The sequence below is a fragment of the Sphingomicrobium sp. genome, assembly GCA_036563485.1.
Lineage (GTDB): Bacteria > Pseudomonadota > Alphaproteobacteria > Sphingomonadales > Sphingomonadaceae > Sphingomicrobium.
Genome location: DATCMI010000001.1, coordinates 1,441,276 through 1,458,559, shown reverse-complemented (window position 1 = coordinate 1,458,559; position 17,284 = coordinate 1,441,276). Strand labels below are relative to the sequence as shown.

The 17,284-nt window shown below is 65.0% G+C and carries 24 protein-coding genes; 15 read left to right on the top strand and 9 right to left on the bottom strand.

The annotated features are described in order from the left end of the window. Both VIL42_07575 and phaC read right to left on the bottom strand, forming a co-directional pair. The gene (locus VIL42_07575; GenBank protein ID HEY8592709.1) at window positions 1-441 is read right to left on the bottom strand and encodes a GNAT family N-acetyltransferase; all 441 of its coding nucleotides are present in this window, start codon (window positions 439-441) and stop codon (window positions 1-3) included. Continuing rightward, window positions 425-2,191 carry a class I poly(R)-hydroxyalkanoic acid synthase gene (gene phaC, locus VIL42_07570; GenBank protein HEY8592708.1) on the bottom strand — a complete coding sequence of 589 codons (1,767 nt, stop codon included), beginning with the start codon at window positions 2,189-2,191 and terminating at the stop codon, window positions 425-427. Before phaC ends, VIL42_07575 begins: the two co-directional genes overlap by 17 nt. Window positions 2,192-2,296: 105 nt before the next feature. On the opposite strand from phaC, the gene VIL42_07565 reads away from it, so the two are divergent. Beyond that, window positions 2,297-2,914 (top strand): trimeric intracellular cation channel family protein, encoded by a 618-nt coding sequence (locus tag VIL42_07565; GenBank protein ID HEY8592707.1) that lies wholly within the window; start codon window positions 2,297-2,299, stop codon window positions 2,912-2,914. A gap of 68 nt (window positions 2,915-2,982) precedes the next feature. Next, the gene (locus VIL42_07560) at window positions 2,983-5,046 is read left to right on the top strand and encodes a S46 family peptidase (protein ID HEY8592706.1); all 2,064 of its coding nucleotides are present in this window, start codon (window positions 2,983-2,985) and stop codon (window positions 5,044-5,046) included. An 89-nt stretch (window positions 5,047-5,135) separates the two neighbouring features. Here VIL42_07560 and VIL42_07555 read toward each other — a convergent pair whose 3' ends face one another. Both VIL42_07555 and VIL42_07550 read right to left on the bottom strand, forming a co-directional pair. Continuing rightward, window positions 5,136-6,170, bottom strand: a complete 1,035-nt coding sequence (locus VIL42_07555) for a transporter (GenBank protein HEY8592705.1) — start codon at window positions 6,168-6,170, stop codon at window positions 5,136-5,138. Window positions 6,171-6,213: 43 nt separating this feature from the next. Then, window positions 6,214-6,591, bottom strand: coding sequence for a DUF2946 family protein (locus tag VIL42_07550; GenBank protein HEY8592704.1), 378 nt, complete (start codon window positions 6,589-6,591; stop codon window positions 6,214-6,216). 370 nt (window positions 6,592-6,961) lie between these two features. Here VIL42_07550 and VIL42_07545 point away from each other — a divergent pair, with 370 nt between their 5' ends. From VIL42_07545 to VIL42_07510, 8 genes are all read left to right on the top strand, one after another. Then, on the top strand, window positions 6,962-8,833 hold the full coding sequence (locus tag VIL42_07545) for a ribonucleoside-diphosphate reductase subunit alpha (protein ID HEY8592703.1): 1,872 nt from the start codon (window positions 6,962-6,964) through the stop codon (window positions 8,831-8,833). Beyond that, window positions 8,830-8,976: a hypothetical protein gene (locus VIL42_07540; GenBank protein ID HEY8592702.1), complete on the top strand. Its 147-nt coding sequence runs from the start codon at window positions 8,830-8,832 to the stop codon at window positions 8,974-8,976. Before VIL42_07545 ends, VIL42_07540 begins: the two co-directional genes overlap by 4 nt. After that, the gene (locus VIL42_07535; GenBank protein ID HEY8592701.1) at window positions 8,973-9,191 is read left to right on the top strand and encodes a hypothetical protein; all 219 of its coding nucleotides are present in this window, start codon (window positions 8,973-8,975) and stop codon (window positions 9,189-9,191) included. The genes VIL42_07540 and VIL42_07535 overlap by 4 nt, the downstream gene beginning before the upstream one ends. Then, the gene (locus VIL42_07530) at window positions 9,188-9,409 is read left to right on the top strand and encodes a hypothetical protein (protein ID HEY8592700.1); all 222 of its coding nucleotides are present in this window, start codon (window positions 9,188-9,190) and stop codon (window positions 9,407-9,409) included. The genes VIL42_07535 and VIL42_07530 overlap by 4 nt, the downstream gene beginning before the upstream one ends. Beyond that, window positions 9,410-9,766: a hypothetical protein gene (locus VIL42_07525; GenBank protein ID HEY8592699.1), complete on the top strand. Its 357-nt coding sequence runs from the start codon at window positions 9,410-9,412 to the stop codon at window positions 9,764-9,766. It begins immediately after the preceding gene. 5 nt (window positions 9,767-9,771) lie between these two features. After that, window positions 9,772-10,839 carry a ribonucleotide-diphosphate reductase subunit beta gene (locus VIL42_07520; GenBank protein HEY8592698.1) on the top strand — a complete coding sequence of 356 codons (1,068 nt, stop codon included), beginning with the start codon at window positions 9,772-9,774 and terminating at the stop codon, window positions 10,837-10,839. Between the two features lie 103 nt (window positions 10,840-10,942). Beyond that, window positions 10,943-11,911 (top strand): hypothetical protein, encoded by a 969-nt coding sequence (locus tag VIL42_07515; protein HEY8592697.1) that lies wholly within the window; start codon window positions 10,943-10,945, stop codon window positions 11,909-11,911. A gap of 610 nt (window positions 11,912-12,521) precedes the next feature. Next, window positions 12,522-12,782: a YjhX family toxin gene (locus VIL42_07510; GenBank protein ID HEY8592696.1), complete on the top strand. Its 261-nt coding sequence runs from the start codon at window positions 12,522-12,524 to the stop codon at window positions 12,780-12,782. Between the two features lie 140 nt (window positions 12,783-12,922). On the opposite strand, the gene VIL42_07505 is transcribed toward VIL42_07510, so the two are convergent. From VIL42_07505 to VIL42_07495, 3 genes are all read right to left on the bottom strand, one after another. Next, a complete protein-coding gene (locus VIL42_07505) occupies window positions 12,923-13,474 on the bottom strand; it encodes a hypothetical protein (protein HEY8592695.1) in 552 nt (183 codons plus the stop codon). A gap of 1 nt (window position 13,475) precedes the next feature. Then, a complete protein-coding gene (locus VIL42_07500; protein ID HEY8592694.1) occupies window positions 13,476-13,964 on the bottom strand; it encodes a DUF4440 domain-containing protein in 489 nt (162 codons plus the stop codon). Between the two features lie 137 nt (window positions 13,965-14,101). Next, window positions 14,102-14,332, bottom strand: coding sequence for a WGxxGxxG family protein (locus VIL42_07495; GenBank protein HEY8592693.1), 231 nt, complete (start codon window positions 14,330-14,332; stop codon window positions 14,102-14,104). 169 nt (window positions 14,333-14,501) lie between these two features. Between VIL42_07495 and VIL42_07490 the strand changes: the two genes are divergently transcribed. Further along, window positions 14,502-14,999: a nuclear transport factor 2 family protein gene (locus VIL42_07490; GenBank protein ID HEY8592692.1), complete on the top strand. Its 498-nt coding sequence runs from the start codon at window positions 14,502-14,504 to the stop codon at window positions 14,997-14,999. Window positions 15,000-15,012: 13 nt separating this feature from the next. Here VIL42_07490 and VIL42_07485 read toward each other — a convergent pair whose 3' ends face one another. Then, on the bottom strand, window positions 15,013-15,504 hold the full coding sequence (locus VIL42_07485; GenBank protein ID HEY8592691.1) for a DUF2059 domain-containing protein: 492 nt from the start codon (window positions 15,502-15,504) through the stop codon (window positions 15,013-15,015). A gap of 317 nt (window positions 15,505-15,821) precedes the next feature. Between VIL42_07485 and VIL42_07480 the strand changes: the two genes are divergently transcribed. The 4 genes from VIL42_07480 to VIL42_07465 all read left to right on the top strand — a co-directional run bounded on the left by VIL42_07480 (window position 15,822) and on the right by VIL42_07465 (window position 17,069). Continuing rightward, on the top strand, window positions 15,822-16,001 hold the full coding sequence (locus VIL42_07480) for a hypothetical protein (GenBank protein HEY8592690.1): 180 nt from the start codon (window positions 15,822-15,824) through the stop codon (window positions 15,999-16,001). Next, window positions 15,998-16,174 (top strand): hypothetical protein, encoded by a 177-nt coding sequence (locus VIL42_07475; protein HEY8592689.1) that lies wholly within the window; start codon window positions 15,998-16,000, stop codon window positions 16,172-16,174. The genes VIL42_07480 and VIL42_07475 overlap by 4 nt, the downstream gene beginning before the upstream one ends. Before the next feature lie 42 nt (window positions 16,175-16,216). Beyond that, window positions 16,217-16,441, top strand: a complete 225-nt coding sequence (locus VIL42_07470) for a hypothetical protein (GenBank protein HEY8592688.1) — start codon at window positions 16,217-16,219, stop codon at window positions 16,439-16,441. Window positions 16,442-16,640: 199 nt separating this feature from the next. Then, window positions 16,641-17,069: a nuclear transport factor 2 family protein gene (locus VIL42_07465; protein ID HEY8592687.1), complete on the top strand. Its 429-nt coding sequence runs from the start codon at window positions 16,641-16,643 to the stop codon at window positions 17,067-17,069. Here VIL42_07465 and VIL42_07460 read toward each other — a convergent pair whose 3' ends face one another. After that, on the bottom strand, window positions 17,070-17,276 hold the full coding sequence (locus VIL42_07460) for a hypothetical protein (GenBank protein HEY8592686.1): 207 nt from the start codon (window positions 17,274-17,276) through the stop codon (window positions 17,070-17,072). Window positions 17,277-17,284: the final 8 nt, after the last annotated feature.

The following is a 17,284-nucleotide window of genomic DNA, read 5'->3' as shown; positions in this document are numbered from 1 at the left end:
CTAGCGCGTCATCCGCAGCGCCGGTCCGAACCGCGTCTGCTCTTCGCCTTCCAGGCTGAAGCCGCAGCGTTCGTAGAATGTGCGAGAGCTCGGGTTTGCGACTACGCTGAGCGCCAGCCCTTTGCGCCGCGCGTCGTGTGTTGCCGCGTCGACCAACAATCGGCCAATGCCGCGCTTCCAAAACTCCGGCTCGACGAACAGCCCGTCAAGCTCGCCGTCCACCACGGCCGCAAAGCCCGCGACGCGGCCGCCGAGTTCGGCGACGATCACCTGCCCCTTCGCAATCTGATCCTCGGGCAGGTCGATGGCGTCCGGATGAGCGAGCAATTGCTCGCGATAGTCCGGCAGCGCGAGGGATGCGCGCCGCTGCAGGTCCTCCAGCTGTTCGCGCTCGTCGAGCCGCGCGGTGCGCAGCGTCACGCCGTCAGCGCGATTTGACATAGCTCCCCGGCGCATCCTCGATCGCCTTGAGCTTGCCCGCGCCGGGCACCCGGGCGCCGTCGGCCTTCACTGTCGCGCCATCCTGTTTCTTCAGCCACGCCAGCCAATCGGGCCACCAGCTGCCCTTATGCTCGGTCGCGCCTTCGACGAAGCTGTCGAGCGTCCCGCACGGCTGGTCGTTGACCCAATATTGGTACTTCTGCGCTGCCGGCGGATTGACGACGCCCGCGATATGCCCGGACCCGGCCAGCACGAACCTCTTCTCGCCCTGGAAATGGTCCATGATCTTCCACACGCTCTGCGGCGGCGCGATATGATCTTCGCGCCCGGCCTGCACATAAGAAGGCGTCTTCACGCGCCTGATGTCGACCGGCGTTCCCTTGACCTTGATCGCACCGCATTCCGCCAGCTTGTTCCCCTTGTAGAGGTCCTCAAGGTAGGCGCGGTGCCAGCCGGCCGGCAGGTTGGTCGTATCCGAGTTCCAGTAGAGCAGGTCGAACGGCGCCGGCTCGTCGCCGAGCAGGTAATTGTTGACGACATAGTTCCAGATCAGGTCACGGCCGCGGAGCAGGTTGAAAGTCGCCGCCATGTAGCGGCCGTCGAGATAGCCCTTTTCCGCCGTCAGCTGCTCGAGCAGGCCCATCGTCTCCGGCCCGGTAAAAAGCTTGAGGTCGCCGGCTTCGCTGAAGTCCACTTGCGCCGTCAGGAAGGTCGCCGACTTGACCTTGTCCGCCTCACCTTTGCTCTCGAGATAAGCGAGCGTCGCCGCCAGCGTGGTGCCCGCAACGCAATAGCCGATGGTGTGGACTTGTCCGACCCCCAGAAGGTCGCGCACCGTCTCGATCGCATCGACCTGACCTTTGAGCACATAATCGTCGAGCGTCGTGTCGGCGATGCTCTCGTCGGCCGACTTCCAGCTCACCATGAACAAAGTGACGCCGTTTTCAACGCACCACTTCACGAAGCTTTTCTCCGGCGCGAGGTCGAGGATGTAGAAGCGGTTGATCCACGGCGGGAAGATCACGACCGGCGTCTTCATCACCTTGTCGGTCGTCGGCGTGTACTGGATCAGCTGATAAAGCGGCGTCTGCTTGACGACCTTGCCCGGCGTCGTCGCGATATTCCGCCCGACCTCGAACACGCCTTGCTTGGTTTGCGTCAGCTGCCCCGACGCAATGTCCTTGAGCATGTTGGCGAGGCCCTTCAGCAAATTCTCGCCGCGCGTCTCCAGCGTCCGTTTGAGCACTTGCGGGTTGGTCAGGGCGAAGTTGGACGGGCTCATCGCATCGACGAAGCTGCGCGTGGCGAACCGCAATTTCTCTTGGGCGGCCGCGTCCAGCCCGTCGATCTTCTCGACCGTTCCGAGCAGCTGGTCGGAGATCTGCAAATAGGTCTTGCGGATCATGTCGAAGACCGGGTTGTCGCGCCACTCCGGCGCCGCGAACCGGCGGTCCTTGCGGTCCGGCTCGTCAGCGCCGCCGACCGGCACGCCGCCGAGCATCTTGCCCCAGCTTTCGAGCCCCTTGGCCCAGGCCTGCGCGCCTGCATTCATGAGCGCCATCGGATCGCCCGCGGCCGGCGTGGTCCCGAACCCGAATGCGCTCGGGTCCCATGCGGGGAATGGCTGGTCCTTGTTCGCGCTGTTCGCCCAATATTCCATCAGCATCTGCTGCGCGCGGCCCATCACCAGCGTCCAATGCTGCCAGTCTTCCAGCGTCGGGATCGCGCTTGCGCTTTTCGTGTCGGTCATCCCTTCCCCTTACGCGTCATTGCGACCCCGGCCAACGAGCCGGGGGAAGCGATCCATCGCGCAGGCGGATTGCTTCGTCGCGCCGCACCTCGCAATGACGGTTCCGTGGACTCGGCAGCCATCCCCTCCCCGCTCGTCCTGCTCGACTATTTCGGCATTGCCGTGTTCGCCGTTTCGGGCGCCCTGCTCGCTGCCGAAAAGCGCCAGACCCTCGTCACCTTCTTCTTCTTCGCGGTGGTCACGGGAGTCGGCGGCGGCACGTTGCGCGACCTGCTGATCCGCGCGCCCGTCTTCTGGGTCCACACCAACGCGACCTTGCTCATCTGCATTGCCGCGGCGCTGCTCGTCTGGGCGGTCGGCCGCCGCTGGATCCCGGGCGGTGCGCTCCTGTGGTTCGACGCCGCCGGCATGGCGGCGTACGCGACCTATGGCGCCGCCAAGGCGCTCGCCTTCGGCGTTGCCCCCGTCCCGGCATTCGCGATGGGCGTGCTGACCGCCTGCGTCGGCGGCATCATCCGCGACGTCCTCGCCGGCGAGCCGTCGATCCTGATGCGCCCCGAACTTTACGTCACCGCCGCCGCGCTCGCGTCCGGCATCTTCGTCGGCTTCGCTTTGTTCGGCTTCGTCGGCTGGGGCGCGGCCCTTCTCGCATCCGCCGCCGGCTTCATCCTTCGCGGCGCCGCAATCCAGCGCGGCTGGTCGCTCCCCGCCTATCGCGACTAGCCGCTCGCCATTTGTTCGCCGCTCCCCTCCCCGCTATCCCTTTTCACGAACCATCAGCCGGAGTCGTCATGCGCCTGAGCCGCCTTTGTGTAAGTTGCGCCGTCCTCGCCTTCGTTCCCGCCGCGGCGTCCGCCGAAGAAGGCATGTGGACCTTCGACAATTTCCCAATCGCCCGCGCCAACCAGGCGCTCGGCACTAACATCGACCAGGCGTGGCTCGACCGCGTCCGCCTCGCCTCGGTCCGCATCGGCGGCGCATCGGGCGGGCTGGTCTCGCCCGAAGGCCTGATCTTCACCAACGAACATGTCGCCTCGGGCTGCGTCGAGGACATTTCGACGCCCAAGCGCAACTATACCGAGACCGGCTTCACCCCCGCCAGCCGCGCCGGCGAAGCCAAATGTCCCGGCACGACCGCCGAAGTTCTGACCAACATCACCGACGTCACCGCGCGCATGCAGGCGGCCGGCCGCGGCCTCGAAGGCGAAGCCTTCACCAAGGCCCGCGCCGCCGAGGCCTCGAAGATCGAGGCCGAAGCCTGCGGCTCGGATCCCAAGCGTCGCTGCCAAGTCGTGACCCTCTACCGCGGCGGCCAGTTCAAGCTTTATGACTATCGCCGCTACACCGATGTCCGCCTGGTCTTCGCGCCGGAACATCGCGCGTCCGCGTTCGGCGGAGACCTCGACAATTTCAGCTTCCCGCGTTTCGCCATCGATGGCGCCTTCCTTCGCGCCTATGAAGACGGCAAGCCCGCCGCGACGCCCAATTATCTGAAGTGGAACGCCGCGCCGCCGCAGGAGAACCAGCCGGTGTTCCTGTCGGGAAGCCCCGGCGCGACGCTGCGGCTGATGACTCAGGACCAGCTGCGCACCGTCGCCGACGTCACCCTGCCGCTCGACCAGCTGCTGATGAGCGAGCTTCGCGGCCGCCTCCTGCAGTTTAGCGAGCAGAGCAAAGCCAACGCCTTCCAGGCGCAGGGGCCGCTCTATGGTCTCGAGAACAGCTACAAGCGCGGTTACGGCCGCCAGCAAGCGTTGATCGACGCGAAGTTCATGGCCGAGCGCACCCGCGCCGAGCAGGACTTCCGACGCCGCGTCGCCGCCGACCCGAAGCTCGCCGCCGAGATCGGCGACCCGTGGGCGGACCTCGCCGCCATCCAGCCGACCATGCGCGCGCTCTACCCGGGCTATTTCCTGCTCGAAGCGCGCAGCGGCGGCGGCTCGCAATTGTTCAACTATGCCGGATTGCTGGTCCGCGGCGCCCTCGAACGCGCCAAGCCCAATGCCGAGCGGCTGCCCGAATTCGGCGAGGCCCGCCTGCCGGGGATCGAAAACGCCCTCGGCGCCGACCGCCCGGTCTATCCCAATGTCGACGAAGTCCAGCTCGCCTGGTGGCTGTCGAAGCTGCGCGAGATCCTGACCGTCGACGACCCGCGCGTCCGCGCCGTGCTCGGGAAGGAATCGCCCGAAGCGCTCGCCAAGCGTCTCGCCCACGGCACCAAGCTCGGCGATCCGGCCTTTCGCAAGGCCCTATGGGCCGGCGGCTTGGAGGCGGTCGACGCGTCCAACGACCCGCTGATCCGCTTTGTCCGCACGTTCGAGCCGGTCGCGCGCGCTACGCGCACCGAATATGAAGCCAAGGTGCAGTCGGTCACCGACAAGGCCAGCGAGCGCCTCGCCCGCGGCCGCTTCGCCGTCTATGGCACGAGCCTCTATCCAGACGCCACCGGCACGCTGCGCCTGACCTACGGCCGCCTCAAGGGCTGGACCTACAACGGGCGCACCGTTCCTTATTCGACCAATTTCGCGGGCCTGTGGGACCGCGCAAGCGGCGCTCCGCCGTTCGACCTTCCGCCACGCCTCGCCGCAGCCAAGGGCAAGATCCCGCCGGCGACGATCCTCGACGTCGCCGCGTCGACCGACACGATCGGCGGCTCGTCGGGCTCGCCCGCGATCAACGCCAATGGCGAGATCATTGGGGCCAATTTCGACTCCACCGTGCTGACTCAGCGCAACGCCTTCGGCTACGATCCCGACGTCAACCGCAGCGTGCTGGTCACCGCCACCGCCGTTACCGCTGCCCTGCGCCACGCCTACAACCAGCAGCACCTGCTGAAGGAGCTAGGAGTAGACTAGCCGGCGCTCGCCCAGAGCCTGTCGAAGGGCCTGTCCTGAGCCTGTCGAAGGGGCGCCTGCGAGACATCTCCGCAGGCGCCCTTTTTATATCAGAACCCGCGCGCGAGCGACAGAATGACGCGATAGCTGTTCTCCGGGTGCGACTCGCGGATGCGCTGCCAAACCGGGACGCCGACACTGACGCCGGCCGACCAGCCCGACGCCGCGTTGAAGCGCAGCCCCGGCGCCACCCACAGTGACTTGCCGCCGCTGTCGGGCTCGATCTCGCCGCCGATCCGCTGCCGTCCTTCCCACTCCCCCGCGACCTCGACCATGGCGTCCCAGGTGGTCCGCGGCGCGGGCGCGGCATGGCTGTGCGGCGCGACGTCGCCATCGTGATGGTGGGGCTCTTCCGCGACGTCACCGAACCTTTTCGACAAGGCGACACCCGCCTGGAACCGGTCGCCGAGCCGCGTCTGCTGCGCGCCTTTGCGCGCGAAATGATAGAGCGCGCTCCCGCTCAGCCGAAGCGACCCGACCGGCGCCGACGCCGACGCCCCGATGATCGGATCGACGCTGCCTGAGCCCGGCTGGTGCTCGGTTTCAAGCCGCTCGCCATTATTGCCCCGCCGGTGCGTACTTCCGGTCGGCACCTGGACCCCGGCGATCAGCGCCGCACTGACCGGCCCCGCCCCAGTCAGCCGGTACTTGGCCATCAGCCGCAAGTCGCCCACGCCATTGACCGAGCCGAGCGAGACAACCTCATTGTGCGCCGCGCCGCCCGAATGGCTGTGCTCGCCGGCGCGCAGCCCTGCGTGCCGCACATAGGGCAGCTCCGCCGACAGCATCAGCCGGTCGGTCAGGCCGTAGGCCAGGCCAAGCGACGTGAGCAGGTTATAGCGGCTGTCGTGCGCATGGACGTGAGCACCCGCGAGCGCTTCGAGCTCCTCGTCGCTGCGCTGGTTCGGCTTGGTGAACGACAGCCGCAGCCCGGCGGCCCAACGCCCGCGCTCGAGCGTGTCGGGACCGAAGACGATGATCCCGCCGCCCGAACCGAAGGCGCCGGCAACTGGATGGTCGGCCGCCGCGGCTGCCGACCAACAGGCCAGCAGCGCGCCGAGCGGCGCGTGAATTGCAATCTTCATGTGATGAAATCCTCGAAAAGAACTGAACTGGAAAGTGAAAGGCTCAGGCGAGGATCGGCGGCCCCTGCGACGGAGGCCGCTCGCGGCGCTTGTGGCGCTCCAGGAAGGCGAAGGCGCGCCCCTGCACCAGCGCGGCGCCGAACAGCAGCAGCGCCACGACAAGCGCCGCACCGACATTAACCGCGTCGAGCCCCGACGCAGCGGCATAAGGGCAGTGCTGATGCGTGCTCTTGCTGTCACCATGATCGTGCCCGCTCGCCGGCGCCGGACCATAATCCGGGCACGCGACGATGCTGACGGATCCACGCTCGAACGCCGGCATGAACCCCATCGGGCTCAGCAACCGCACCGCGATCAGCAGCGCGCAGGCAAGCGCCAGGACGCTGCGAAGAACAAGCGGCGCTGACCTCAAGCGGGACATGGCTGCGCGCTAGTCTCCTTGCCGAGGGCTGTCACCCCGGGGAGCTGCGAGACTCGTGCCGCACTGCACCAAATCCACAGCATTTTGTGTTGACGGTGCATTTACCCGCTTGCGTCTCACGCTGATTGAGGCACAATAGCTAGTAGTACGAGAGGGGGGAACACTCAACTACTGGTGTTCGACGCCGGAACACCTATATTCCGGTGACGGGCGCGCTCGTCCCCGGTTTCCACAGGGGGCGGGAGTGAAAAAGCCCCGTCGCGTGCGAAAAGAGGCTAGGAATGCCGTCATGGCTCCGAGTCGAACAATTGCAGAACAAACGGCTCCCTTGAGCAATATCGCTGGGGCCGATGATGGACGGGGAAGCGCAATGGATTTTTCGAGCAGCAGCGAAGTTCCGGCTGACGACGTCGCCACCACCGGCACCGGCAGCAAGGCCGTCCACGCCCCGCGTTTCGCGGTCAAGACCGACGCCAGCCGCGACGCGCTCCTGACCGAGTTCGGCAAGGACACGCTGCGCGACCGCTATCTGCTTCCGGGCGAAAGCTATCAGGATTTGTTCGCCCGCGTCGCCGCCGCTTATTCCGACGACGCCGACCACGCGCAGCGCGTCTACGACTATATCTCGCGCCTGTGGTTCATGCCGGCGACGCCGGTCCTGTCGAACGGCGGGACCGGCCGCGGCCTTCCGATCAGCTGCTATCTCAACAGCGTCTCCGACAGCCTCGACGGGATCGTCGGCACCTGGAACGAGAATGTCTGGCTCGCGTCGAAGGGCGGCGGCATCGGCACTTATTGGGGCAATGTCCGCGGGATCGGTGAGCCGGTGGGTCTCAACGGCAAGACCAGCGGCATCATCCCGTTCGTCCGGGTGATGGACAGCCTGACGCTGGCGATTTCGCAAGGCTCGCTGCGCCGCGGTTCGGCCGCCTGCTACCTCGACATTTCGCACCCGGAAATCGAGGAGTTCCTCGAGATCCGCAAACCGTCGGGCGACTTCAACCGCAAGGCGCTGAACCTCCACCACGGCGTGCTCGTCACCGACGAGTTCATGGAAGCCGTGCGCGAAGGCGCCGAGTTCACCTTGCGCTCGCCGCGCGACCAGTCGGAACGCGGCAAGGTCGATGCGCGCTCGCTGTTCCAGAAGCTGGTCGAGACCCGCCTCGCGACCGGCGAGCCGTACATCATCTTCATCGACCAGGTGAACCGGTCGATGCCCAAGCACCACCGCGACCTGGGCCTCAAGGTCTCGACCTCCAACCTCTGCTCGGAAATCACGCTTCCGACCGGCAAGGACCATTTGGGCGCCGACCGCACCGCGGTGTGCTGCCTCTCGTCGCTCAACCTCGAAACCTGGGACGAGTGGAAGGGCGACAAGCAGTTCATCGAGGACGTGATGCGCTTCCTCGACAATGTGCTCAGCGACTATATCGCCCGCGCGCCGGACGAGATGGCGCGTGCCAAGTACAGCGCCGAGCGCGAGCGTTCGGTCGGCCTCGGCGTCATGGGCTTCCACTCCTTCCTGCAGGCACGCAACATCCCGTTCGAAGGCGCCATGGCCAAGTCGTGGAACCTCAAGATCTTCAAGCATATCCGCGCGCAGGTCGACGAAGCGTCGATGATGCTCGCGCAGGAGCGCGGCGCCTGCCCGGACGCCGCCGACATGGGCGTGATGGAGCGCTTTTCGTGCAAGATGGCGATCGCGCCGACTGCGTCGATCAGCATCATCTGCGGCGGCACCTCGGCCTGCATCGAGCCGATCCCCGCCAACATCTACACCCACAAGACCTTGTCGGGCAGCTTCTCGATCAAGAACCCCTATCTCGAGAAGATGCTTCAGGAGAAATCGAAGGACAGCGCCAACGTCTGGAATTCGATCCTCGAGCAGGGCGGCAGCGTTCAGCACCTCGACTTCCTGACCCAGGAAGAAAAGGACGTGTTCAAGACCAGCTTCGAGATCGACCAGCGCTGGCTGATCGAGCTTGCCGCCGACCGCACGCCCTACATCGACCAGGCCCAGTCGCTGAACCTGTTCATCCCGGCCGACGTCGACAAGTGGGACCTGATGATGCTCCACTTCCGCGCCTGGGAGCTCGGCATCAAGTCGCTCTATTACCTCCGCTCCAAGTCGGTGCAGCGCGCCGGTTTCGCGGGCGGCGTCGAGGCGGACAACACGCCGGACCTTAAGGAAATCCAGCTCGCCAGCACCACCGACTATGACGAGTGCCTCGCGTGCCAATGATCCTTCCCAAGCGGCTTCGGCCCAAGACCAAGGCCGGTAAGGCCGGGATGATCGCCGGCGGCGTCGTTGCCGGGCTGATCGCGATCGACCTCATCGGCCTCGTCGTCACCGCGGTGGTCGCCGGCACGGCGGCGCTTCGGTGACTCTGGCGCAGGGCCTCGAGCTTTTGGCCGCCGCGGCCCTCTTTGCCGCGGGCGTGTGGCTGTACCGCCGCCGCTCGGGCGAGGAGCGCTACGGCAGCCAGAGCGCCGTCCTGCTGTTCGTCGCTGCGGCGCTGCTCGCCGTCCACGGGCTCGGCCTGATGCACTACCGGCCGAGCGCGTCGGAGGTCGAAGCTTTCGGCGGGAGCGGCTCATGAGCCTGTTCGTCGTCATCGGCGCCATCTTCATGATCGGCGGTCTCACCGCGCTCGCGATCGCGCTCCGCCACCGGCGCGAGCAGCGCCCGCGTTATGCGGCGATGCTGATCGGCGGCATGATGGCGACCGCCTTCGGCCTGGTCCTCGCCGGCTTCTCGGTCGCTTACAAGGCGACCGCGCCGCTCGACCTCAACGCCACTGGCGAAGGCGCGCGCTAGATGTTCTTCGGCCTCTTCTTCCTCGCCATGTTCATGGTCCCGGCGGCCGTGCTCGGCTGGCGTGTCGTCGTCAGCAAGACGCGCAACCGCTGGCTCCGCGTCGGCGGCGCGGTAGCGGTGATGGCGACTGTGGTCGGCGCCTTCGTCGTGTTCGACCAGATCGTCAGCTTCTCCTTCGGCAACTGGCGCGACCTCATCGCCCTTGTCGCTGCTCTGTCCGCCAGTGCCTATCTCTTCGTCTGGTCGCTGCGCCGCCGCACCAACCAGCGCTACCGCACCATTTCGCTGATCGCCGCCGTCGTCGGCATCGTCCCCGCTATCGGCGCCGTCGCCGCCGCACTGCTTTTCCAGGAGTAAGTCCCATGCCCCTCCTCCAAGCCTCCAAGACCTACAAGCCCTTCGAATATCCGTGGGCGTTCGAATATTGGAAGCGTCAGCAGCAGATCCACTGGATGCCGGAGGAAGTGCCGCTGGGCGAGGATTGCCGCGACTGGGCGCAGAAGCTCGACGAGAGCGAGCGCAGCCTTCTGACGCAGATCTTCCGCTTCTTCACCCAGGCCGACGTCGAGGTGCAGGATTGCTACCACGACAAATACGGCCGCGTGTTCAAGCCGACCGAGATCAAGATGATGCTGACCGCGTTCAGCAACATGGAAACGGTCCACATCGCCGCTTACTCCCACCTGCTCGACACGATCGGCATGCCGGAGTCCGAGTACAGCATGTTCATGCAGTACAAGGAGATGAAGGATAAGCACGATTACCTCAGCACCTTCGGCGTCGATACGGACGAGGACATCGCCAAGACGCTCGCCATGTTCGGCGGCTTCACCGAGGGGCTGCAGCTGTTCGCCAGCTTCGCGATGCTGATGAACTTCCCGCGCTTCAACAAGATGAAGGGCATGGGCCAGATCGTCAGCTGGTCGGTGCGCGACGAAAGCCTTCACTGCGAAGGCATCATCAAGCTGTTCCACACCTTCGTGAAGGAACGCGACTGCCTGACCAAGTCGGTCAAGGAAGACATCATCGACGTCTGCCAGAAGACGGTGCGGCTTGAAGATGCGTTCATCGACCTCGCGTTCGAGCAGGGTCCGGTCAACGGCATGACACCCAAGGAGATCAAGAAGTACATCCGCTACATCGCGGACTGGCGCCTGGGCCAGCTCGGCTTCGCGCCGGTCTACATGGTCGACGAGCACCCGCTCCCCTGGCTCGCGCCGCTCCTCAACGGCGTCGAGCACGCCAACTTCTTCGAAACCCGCGCGACGGAATATTCAAAGGGCGCGACAAGAGGCGACTGGAACAGCGTTTGGGACAATTTCGACCGCAGGCAGAAGGCGAAGGCCGAGGCTGCGGCGAACGATGGCGCGGCGGCCGCGAAGGCGGACGGGCCGGACATGTTCGAGGCGGCTGGGGTGGCGGCGGAATGACGGTCGTTGGGCGAGTCGCCATAAGGGCGGAGCGGACTTAAACGCTCCGGCGGCGCACAGCGCCGCCGGAATGTTCGGAGGGGGCGGAGTAGGAAGACAGTTAATGAAGCTCTTGAGGTACCAGGCGGCCGGGCTCAACCACTCTCGTCAAGTCGACGTCAGACTCAATGGCGACCTCACGTTCATCACAGGCGTGAACGGAACTGGTAAGACTTCTCTACTGGCGACCCTCGTCGCGTTGCTTGCCCCAGATCTGCAAGTTCTCGCGCATATACCATTCTTGACTATTCGAATCGACTTCGAACTGGGATCGAAAAAGTGTTTTGTAAAAGCACAGAAAAGCGATCAAGGTGTCGTTTCTATATCCTGCTCCGGGGTGAAAGAACCATTTGAATACGTAAAGTACGAAGAGGACCTGTTTAGTTCTGAGTCGCGCGAAGCGCGTTCGTCATATTACACGAGCTTGCGTGTGCAACTTGGAAGTCATCCAGTTTTCTCCTTTTTGTCTACTGTTCCAACGCCAATGTACTTGGGTCTGGACCGGCAGTATCGGACCGACTCTGCCACTGACAGTCGGTACGCAGCGAGATCATTCGCTCGGCGTCGGAAGCGGAATGTTTTCGGTTCGGTATTGGGGGCAAGCCTTTCGCAAGCCATCGGCCTCGCCGAAGATAGATATGCGCTCGTTCAAAACCGGACAGGTGTTTTTAGAAGCGAGTTCCTAAGAGATCTTTTGCTATCACTGATCTCACTTCCGACGCACTCGGGTTTCGGGTCGATCCAAGTTCCAACTGCGCAAGAACGAGCTCTTCCGACTAAGGCGCAAAAGGCGCTCCGCCGCTTTCCGCGCGTTGAAGGGATAAGCGCTGAAGCTGTCCGCTCAAGGGTTGAGCCAATTATCGAGAACATCACCAAAGTCTTGGCCGTCATTCCTCAAGAGTTCGATCTCGCAAACCTTTCAGTGCACAAGTCAGAAGAACGGGAGATAGGCCCAACAAAGATTTGCTCGCGCTCTCGCGATCATACCAATCCTTCTTTGGAGGCACTTGGGGACCAACTTTGCGTTGGCTGAGCCTCGCCTATGCGATTCATCATGAAGTTGATGGTGAGGCGAAGACCTCCAGCATCGGAGTACTGTCAATGGCCCAGAAACGAGGTGGGGTCACGGTTCCAGATAGTGCCCGTGTGCGAGCCCAAGCCGCAAAGGTCAAACAAGAAATAAAGGCGAAGGGGGCGCCCATAATCAGCAGAGCGCGGACTATTCAGAAACGGGTAGCCAATTCGGATCTCTGCCAAGTGATATCGGGCAAGACTTACCTTCTGCCGCTGGCTCAGCGATGGGCGGGAGAGGCTGCAAGGATCATGCATTCCCCCGACGACTTCTTTCTAGGATGTGCGGCGAGCTACGGCTGCTTGGACCCCTACCTTGCTAGAACGCTAAGGAAAATTGCAGCTTGAAAGTCCTGCTTCTGCTGCCTTGACGCCCACCCCACCCCCACCTAAACGCCCGCTCCGCACACCTTTGGAGTGGTTCATGTCCGGGATTGCCGCACGCTGACACGGACCTGACGCCGGCTTCCGGCGCCAGTGTTGTCCGTTCGCGCGTGTGGCCGATGCGGCCTGGCTGACCAAGCCCGCCGCTCTCCCCACGCCGTCTGAATTCATCAGAACGGTGACATCCAGTGAACATCTCGAAGCATGAACAGCGCGTGCTGCACGCGCTGGCGCAGGGCGGACGCATCGTCCACCGGCGCTGCCCGTCGACGGGCAAGATCACGCAAGTCGACTGCTTCACCCGCGAAGGCTGGCGGCTCGGCGATTGCCGGCTCCCCGTGTTCAAGCGGCTGAAGCAGCGCCAACTGATCGCGAGCTCCGGCGGAGCCCCCTACCGCATCAGCCGCCGCGGCCTTGAGGCTGTGCGAAGTCAACTCGACAACCGCTGACCGCGGCAGTGCGCTCCGGGGCCCACACAAAGTACCACTTTGTGGGGTTCCCAATCGCCGCGGCCTCGAAGCGGTCCGCGCCCAGCTCGACAACCGCTAGGCGCATGAAGGGGCGGGGCCGCACGGCTCCGCCCCAATTCTCAACAGCCCCGGTCCTGCTTGTTCCACGGCGGCACCAGGCGCAGCCGCCGCTTCCCCCAATAGCTAAGGTCCATCATGATCCTGACGTCGGTGCCATGGCGGGTGTAGATCACCTGGTCGCCCTTGTTTCCGTCGCCCGTCATGCACATCGTCCAGCCTTGCCGTTCCAGCGCGGTGCCCAGCGGGATGAAGGCGTCCTGGTTGGCGTCATGCCACATCGTCAGCTGGTCGAACCCGCCGCCGCCGTTGCGGCCGTTGAGATCGACCGCCGCATTGAACGGGCCGAAGCCGAACAGCGTGACTCCGTTCCTGCGGCATCGCATGGTCCGCTCGTCGGGCAGGCAATTGGTGAAGCCCGCCCGCTTCGCGTCCTCGATGCTGCCGCTGATCGGTAGCCCTGCGAAGGTCGCCCGCGGCGGCGGCGGCCGCGTCGGCGCGCCGCAGTTCGCCAGCACCGCCAGCATCAACGTCAGCGCGGCTGCTTGCAGGCTCCTGCCGGTCGCGGATGCGCGAATTTCGACTCCCTTCCTGACCGGCCGGGCCGCTAGCACATTAGCCCTTCACCTCGGCGTTCGACATGTCGGCGGCGTTGCGCCAATTTCCGCTGGCGTCCTTCTTCCACACGGTCAGCGCCCGCATTTCGTGCGTGACCGGCTTTCCACTGGCGTCCGGCTCCGTCACCCGGCTACGTTCGATGATATATCCCATGTCGCCCGACGCAGCGACATGCGCCTCGATCGGCTCCCAGCTGATCTTGAACCCGGGGATCTTGATCATCTGCTCGGCCATGTCCCGCGCGGCGGCCTGCCCGCGCAGCGTCGGCATGCCCTGCTGCATCAGCACCGCATCGTCCGCCCAATAGGCCGCGACCCGTTGCGCATCCTTTCCAGCCTCCGCAAGCTTGGACCAGTCGCGGCTGGTCTGCATCAGCTTCGCTTCTTCGGCCTTGGTATCGACGGCGGCCTCGTGCCGCTGCTCCGCCGGCGAACAAGCCGCCGCCGCAATCGCCGCGCCGAAGACCCAAGCTCGTGCAAGCCACATCTTCTCTCTCCCCCTGATGCCGGGGAAAGGATACCGCAGTGCGAGCCAATCCGGAAACGGCCGGCAGGGCCGCCGTGCCGAGGGCGCAAAAAAGGGGCGGCCACGGCGGGCCGCCCCTAACTACCGGTCCAGCTTACTTAGCGGCGGTCGGTCGTCGAAGTGGTGCGATGGTCATCGCGATCGCGGCGCTTGAGGCCGAGCAGGCCGGCCAGGCCAAGCAGGCCCAAAAGGCCCCACTTGCCGCCATCGTCGTCATTGTCGTCCGCCGGAACGGTCGTGGTTGCAGGATCCGCGGTGTCCTGGGCGACGGCCGGAACAGCCGCAGTGACGAGCGCCGCAGCGGCCAGATAGGTGACCTTGAGTTTCATGATTCTTCCTCCTGTTAGGCACGGCCAACGATGATTCCATCCAGCGGTTCCCCAGCGCTAAGCTGGCACGGCTCCGCAAAAGACCCAGTGCAGCCGTTCGCAACGGCCTCGATCCCCCGCCCGCACCGCTGATTGACCGTCGCACAACTGTATTATACGACTAACACGCATGACACTCCTCGCCATCCTCGCCGCCGCGGCGGCGGCTGCCGCTCCCGTCACCGTTCCGCCGCAGGCGCAGCTGGAGCAGCAGATCGCCGCCGCCGACGCCGAATTCTTCAAATTGTTCTTTGAAGGCCGCTGCGACATCCCGCGGTTTCGCGAGTGGCTGACCGACGATGTCGAATTCTATCACGACAAGAGCGGGTTCAACGTCCACAAGGCCGACGACTTCGTCGCCATCTTCAACAAGAACTGCCACGACCGCGAGGATCCCCCCGCATGGCGGACCCGGCGCGAGTTGGTGCGCAGCTCGCTTCACGTCGATCCGGTGCCTGGCTGGGGCGCCATGGAGGTGGGCGAGCACCTCGTCTACGAACGCCACGGCGTCGACGGGAAGGAAATGCTCGCCGGCCGCGCCAAGTTCGCGATGGTCTGGGTCCTTGGCCCCGACGGCAAATGGCGCCTGTCCCGCGTGCTCAGCTACGCCCACGGCAAGGCCGAATAGACGCTACAAAGCTCTACTGTCCGGGCTTCCATCGGCAGAATTCCTGCCCGCCGCACGCTTCGTGATAGAGGTCCGTGTACCAGGGCAGCTGGCGGAAGATGTGCATGACCCTTACCACGCCGTCGCGCCGCGCGCTCAGATATTTCTGCCCGGCCGGGCTTTCGAAGAAGGCGATCATCGCCTTCAGCTCGTCCATCGAATAAAGTTCGGCATAGGTTTCCGCCGCGGCCGAGGCGACGTTCCACCGCGCAGTCGGGCGAGCCACGATGCGCCCGGTGTGCGGCTTGGGAGGCGGCGTATGGATCACCTCTTCGTGAATCTCGGAGTCGACGATAAGGCCGGCAAGCTGCTGCCCCAGCCGCAGATGTTCGGGCGAAGGCTTGGGGCGCGGCGTCGGCGGTTCGGGAGGCGCGATCGGCGGCGGCGGACCCTCGTGCGGAACTTCCTGCGCCGCGATCGGTCCGCTGACGAGCGCTGCGATGGGCAGCAGCAACCATCTTCGCATGTCGGCTTTCCGTCCCCGTTCTAGGCTTTTCCGGTGCGTCTTGTCGCACGCCAAGGTTTAGCAATCGTAGCGGCTTGTCCGCCGGCACGAGCGTCAGCCCGCTGCGACGATAAAAGCCGGTCATCACTGAGGTTTCGCTGGGCAGTGCGCCGTTGCGGCTCGGCTCGTGAAGCAGGAAAATCGTGCTTCGCGCGCGATGATCGTTAGGTCGCGGCGGCCACCTGTGTTACAAGGGCAAATCGCACGGATTTCCATCGTAAGCCTGTGCGGCTGAGAGACTGGCATGCTCCCGCTTACCTGCACCGGGAGCTCCGCACGTGGACCTCAATTATCTTTATCACCGCCGCGGCCGTTCGCTGATGATGGCCGCGCGCGCCGCCTGCGAACCGTCGCGCTCCGCCCATCTCGCCCTAGCCCACGGCTATTGCGCGCGCATCGAGACGATCCGCCGCGACCGCCGTGCCGCGTCGGCAAGGCTGACGCTGGCAGCGGCATGAAGGCGCCGATGAGCCGCGAGGAGGCGGCTGACGGACTTCGCGAGCAGGCCGCTTCCTGCCGCCGCCTGTCGAAGCGCGCCCGCACCGCCGCGGGCACAACCGCGCTCAATGTGGTGGCAGAGCAGTTCGACGTCGATGCCAGCCGCATCGATCCGGCCAGCACGCGCCGCTGACCTGTCACCGCCGAAAGGGAATTTCATGAACGAACATGCCAAATGAGCCGCGCCCTCCTCGTCGACCTCGATGAAGGTCAGGTCGTTGCCAAATGCCTTGCCGAACAGGTCGGCATTTCGGCGATCGAGCGCCTGCCCTCCGGCGGCGTCCGCCTCGTCTGCAAGAGCAGCGAAGGCGCGGGCATCATGACCCGCAAGCTCAAGGCGCACCTCATCGCCGGCGAAGTCGTTCGCGAGCGGCACAGGCCCGCCAGACCGCTGTGGTAGCGAGAAGCGGACGCTGGCCGGTCTAACCTAGGTGATGGACTGGACCGCCGCCTCGCGTACGGCGTACGGCCATGAACAAGCGTTACCGCTACGTCGCGCTGCTTGGCGCACTGATGCTCGTCGCCTTCGGCTACAGCTTCTGGATCAACGCCGCGCGTTAAGCCTCGATTCGCGTGTCCGCCTGGGCTAGGCGGCGGCGATGGCCGACCTTTCCGCCACCATCGAAACGCTCGAGCACCGCTGGATGCGCGCCTGGGTCAACCGCGACCTGAAGACCTTGAAGTCGCTGACGTCGAAGGACTTCCTGCTGCTGACCGGGTCGAAGCCGCCGGCGATCCTCGACCGTCCGAGCTTCCTCGAAGCCGCGGGCAAGCGCTACGACTGCTCGGCCTACAGCTTCGGCGATGTCGTCGTCCGCGACCTCGGCACCGTCGCACTGTTCGCCGCTCCGCTTGAGCTCAAGGCGACGCTCGACGGCAAGGACGTGTCTGGCGCGATGTGGGTCGCCGATGTCTGGCGCCGCGGACGAGTCCGCCGCGGGTGGCGTCTGGTCCAGCGAACGATCAGCCGCGCCGACATGGACCCGCAGCTGCCGGCCGCGATCCGCTCGATGCAGCTGTGGAAGTAGCTAGTTCGCGGTCGCGTCGCTGACGCCGACCATGATGATCGAGATGGCGATGGCGAACAGGATGACGCCGATCACCACGGTCCACACCTCACGCTCGGTCGGATAGGCGCGGACCGCCTTCTGGACGATCTGCACCGGCGGCTCCCGCCGGATCCGCGACGGCTGCTGGGCCAGTTCGACGGTCTTCTTGTTGAACGACTTGCTCACGAGAGCGG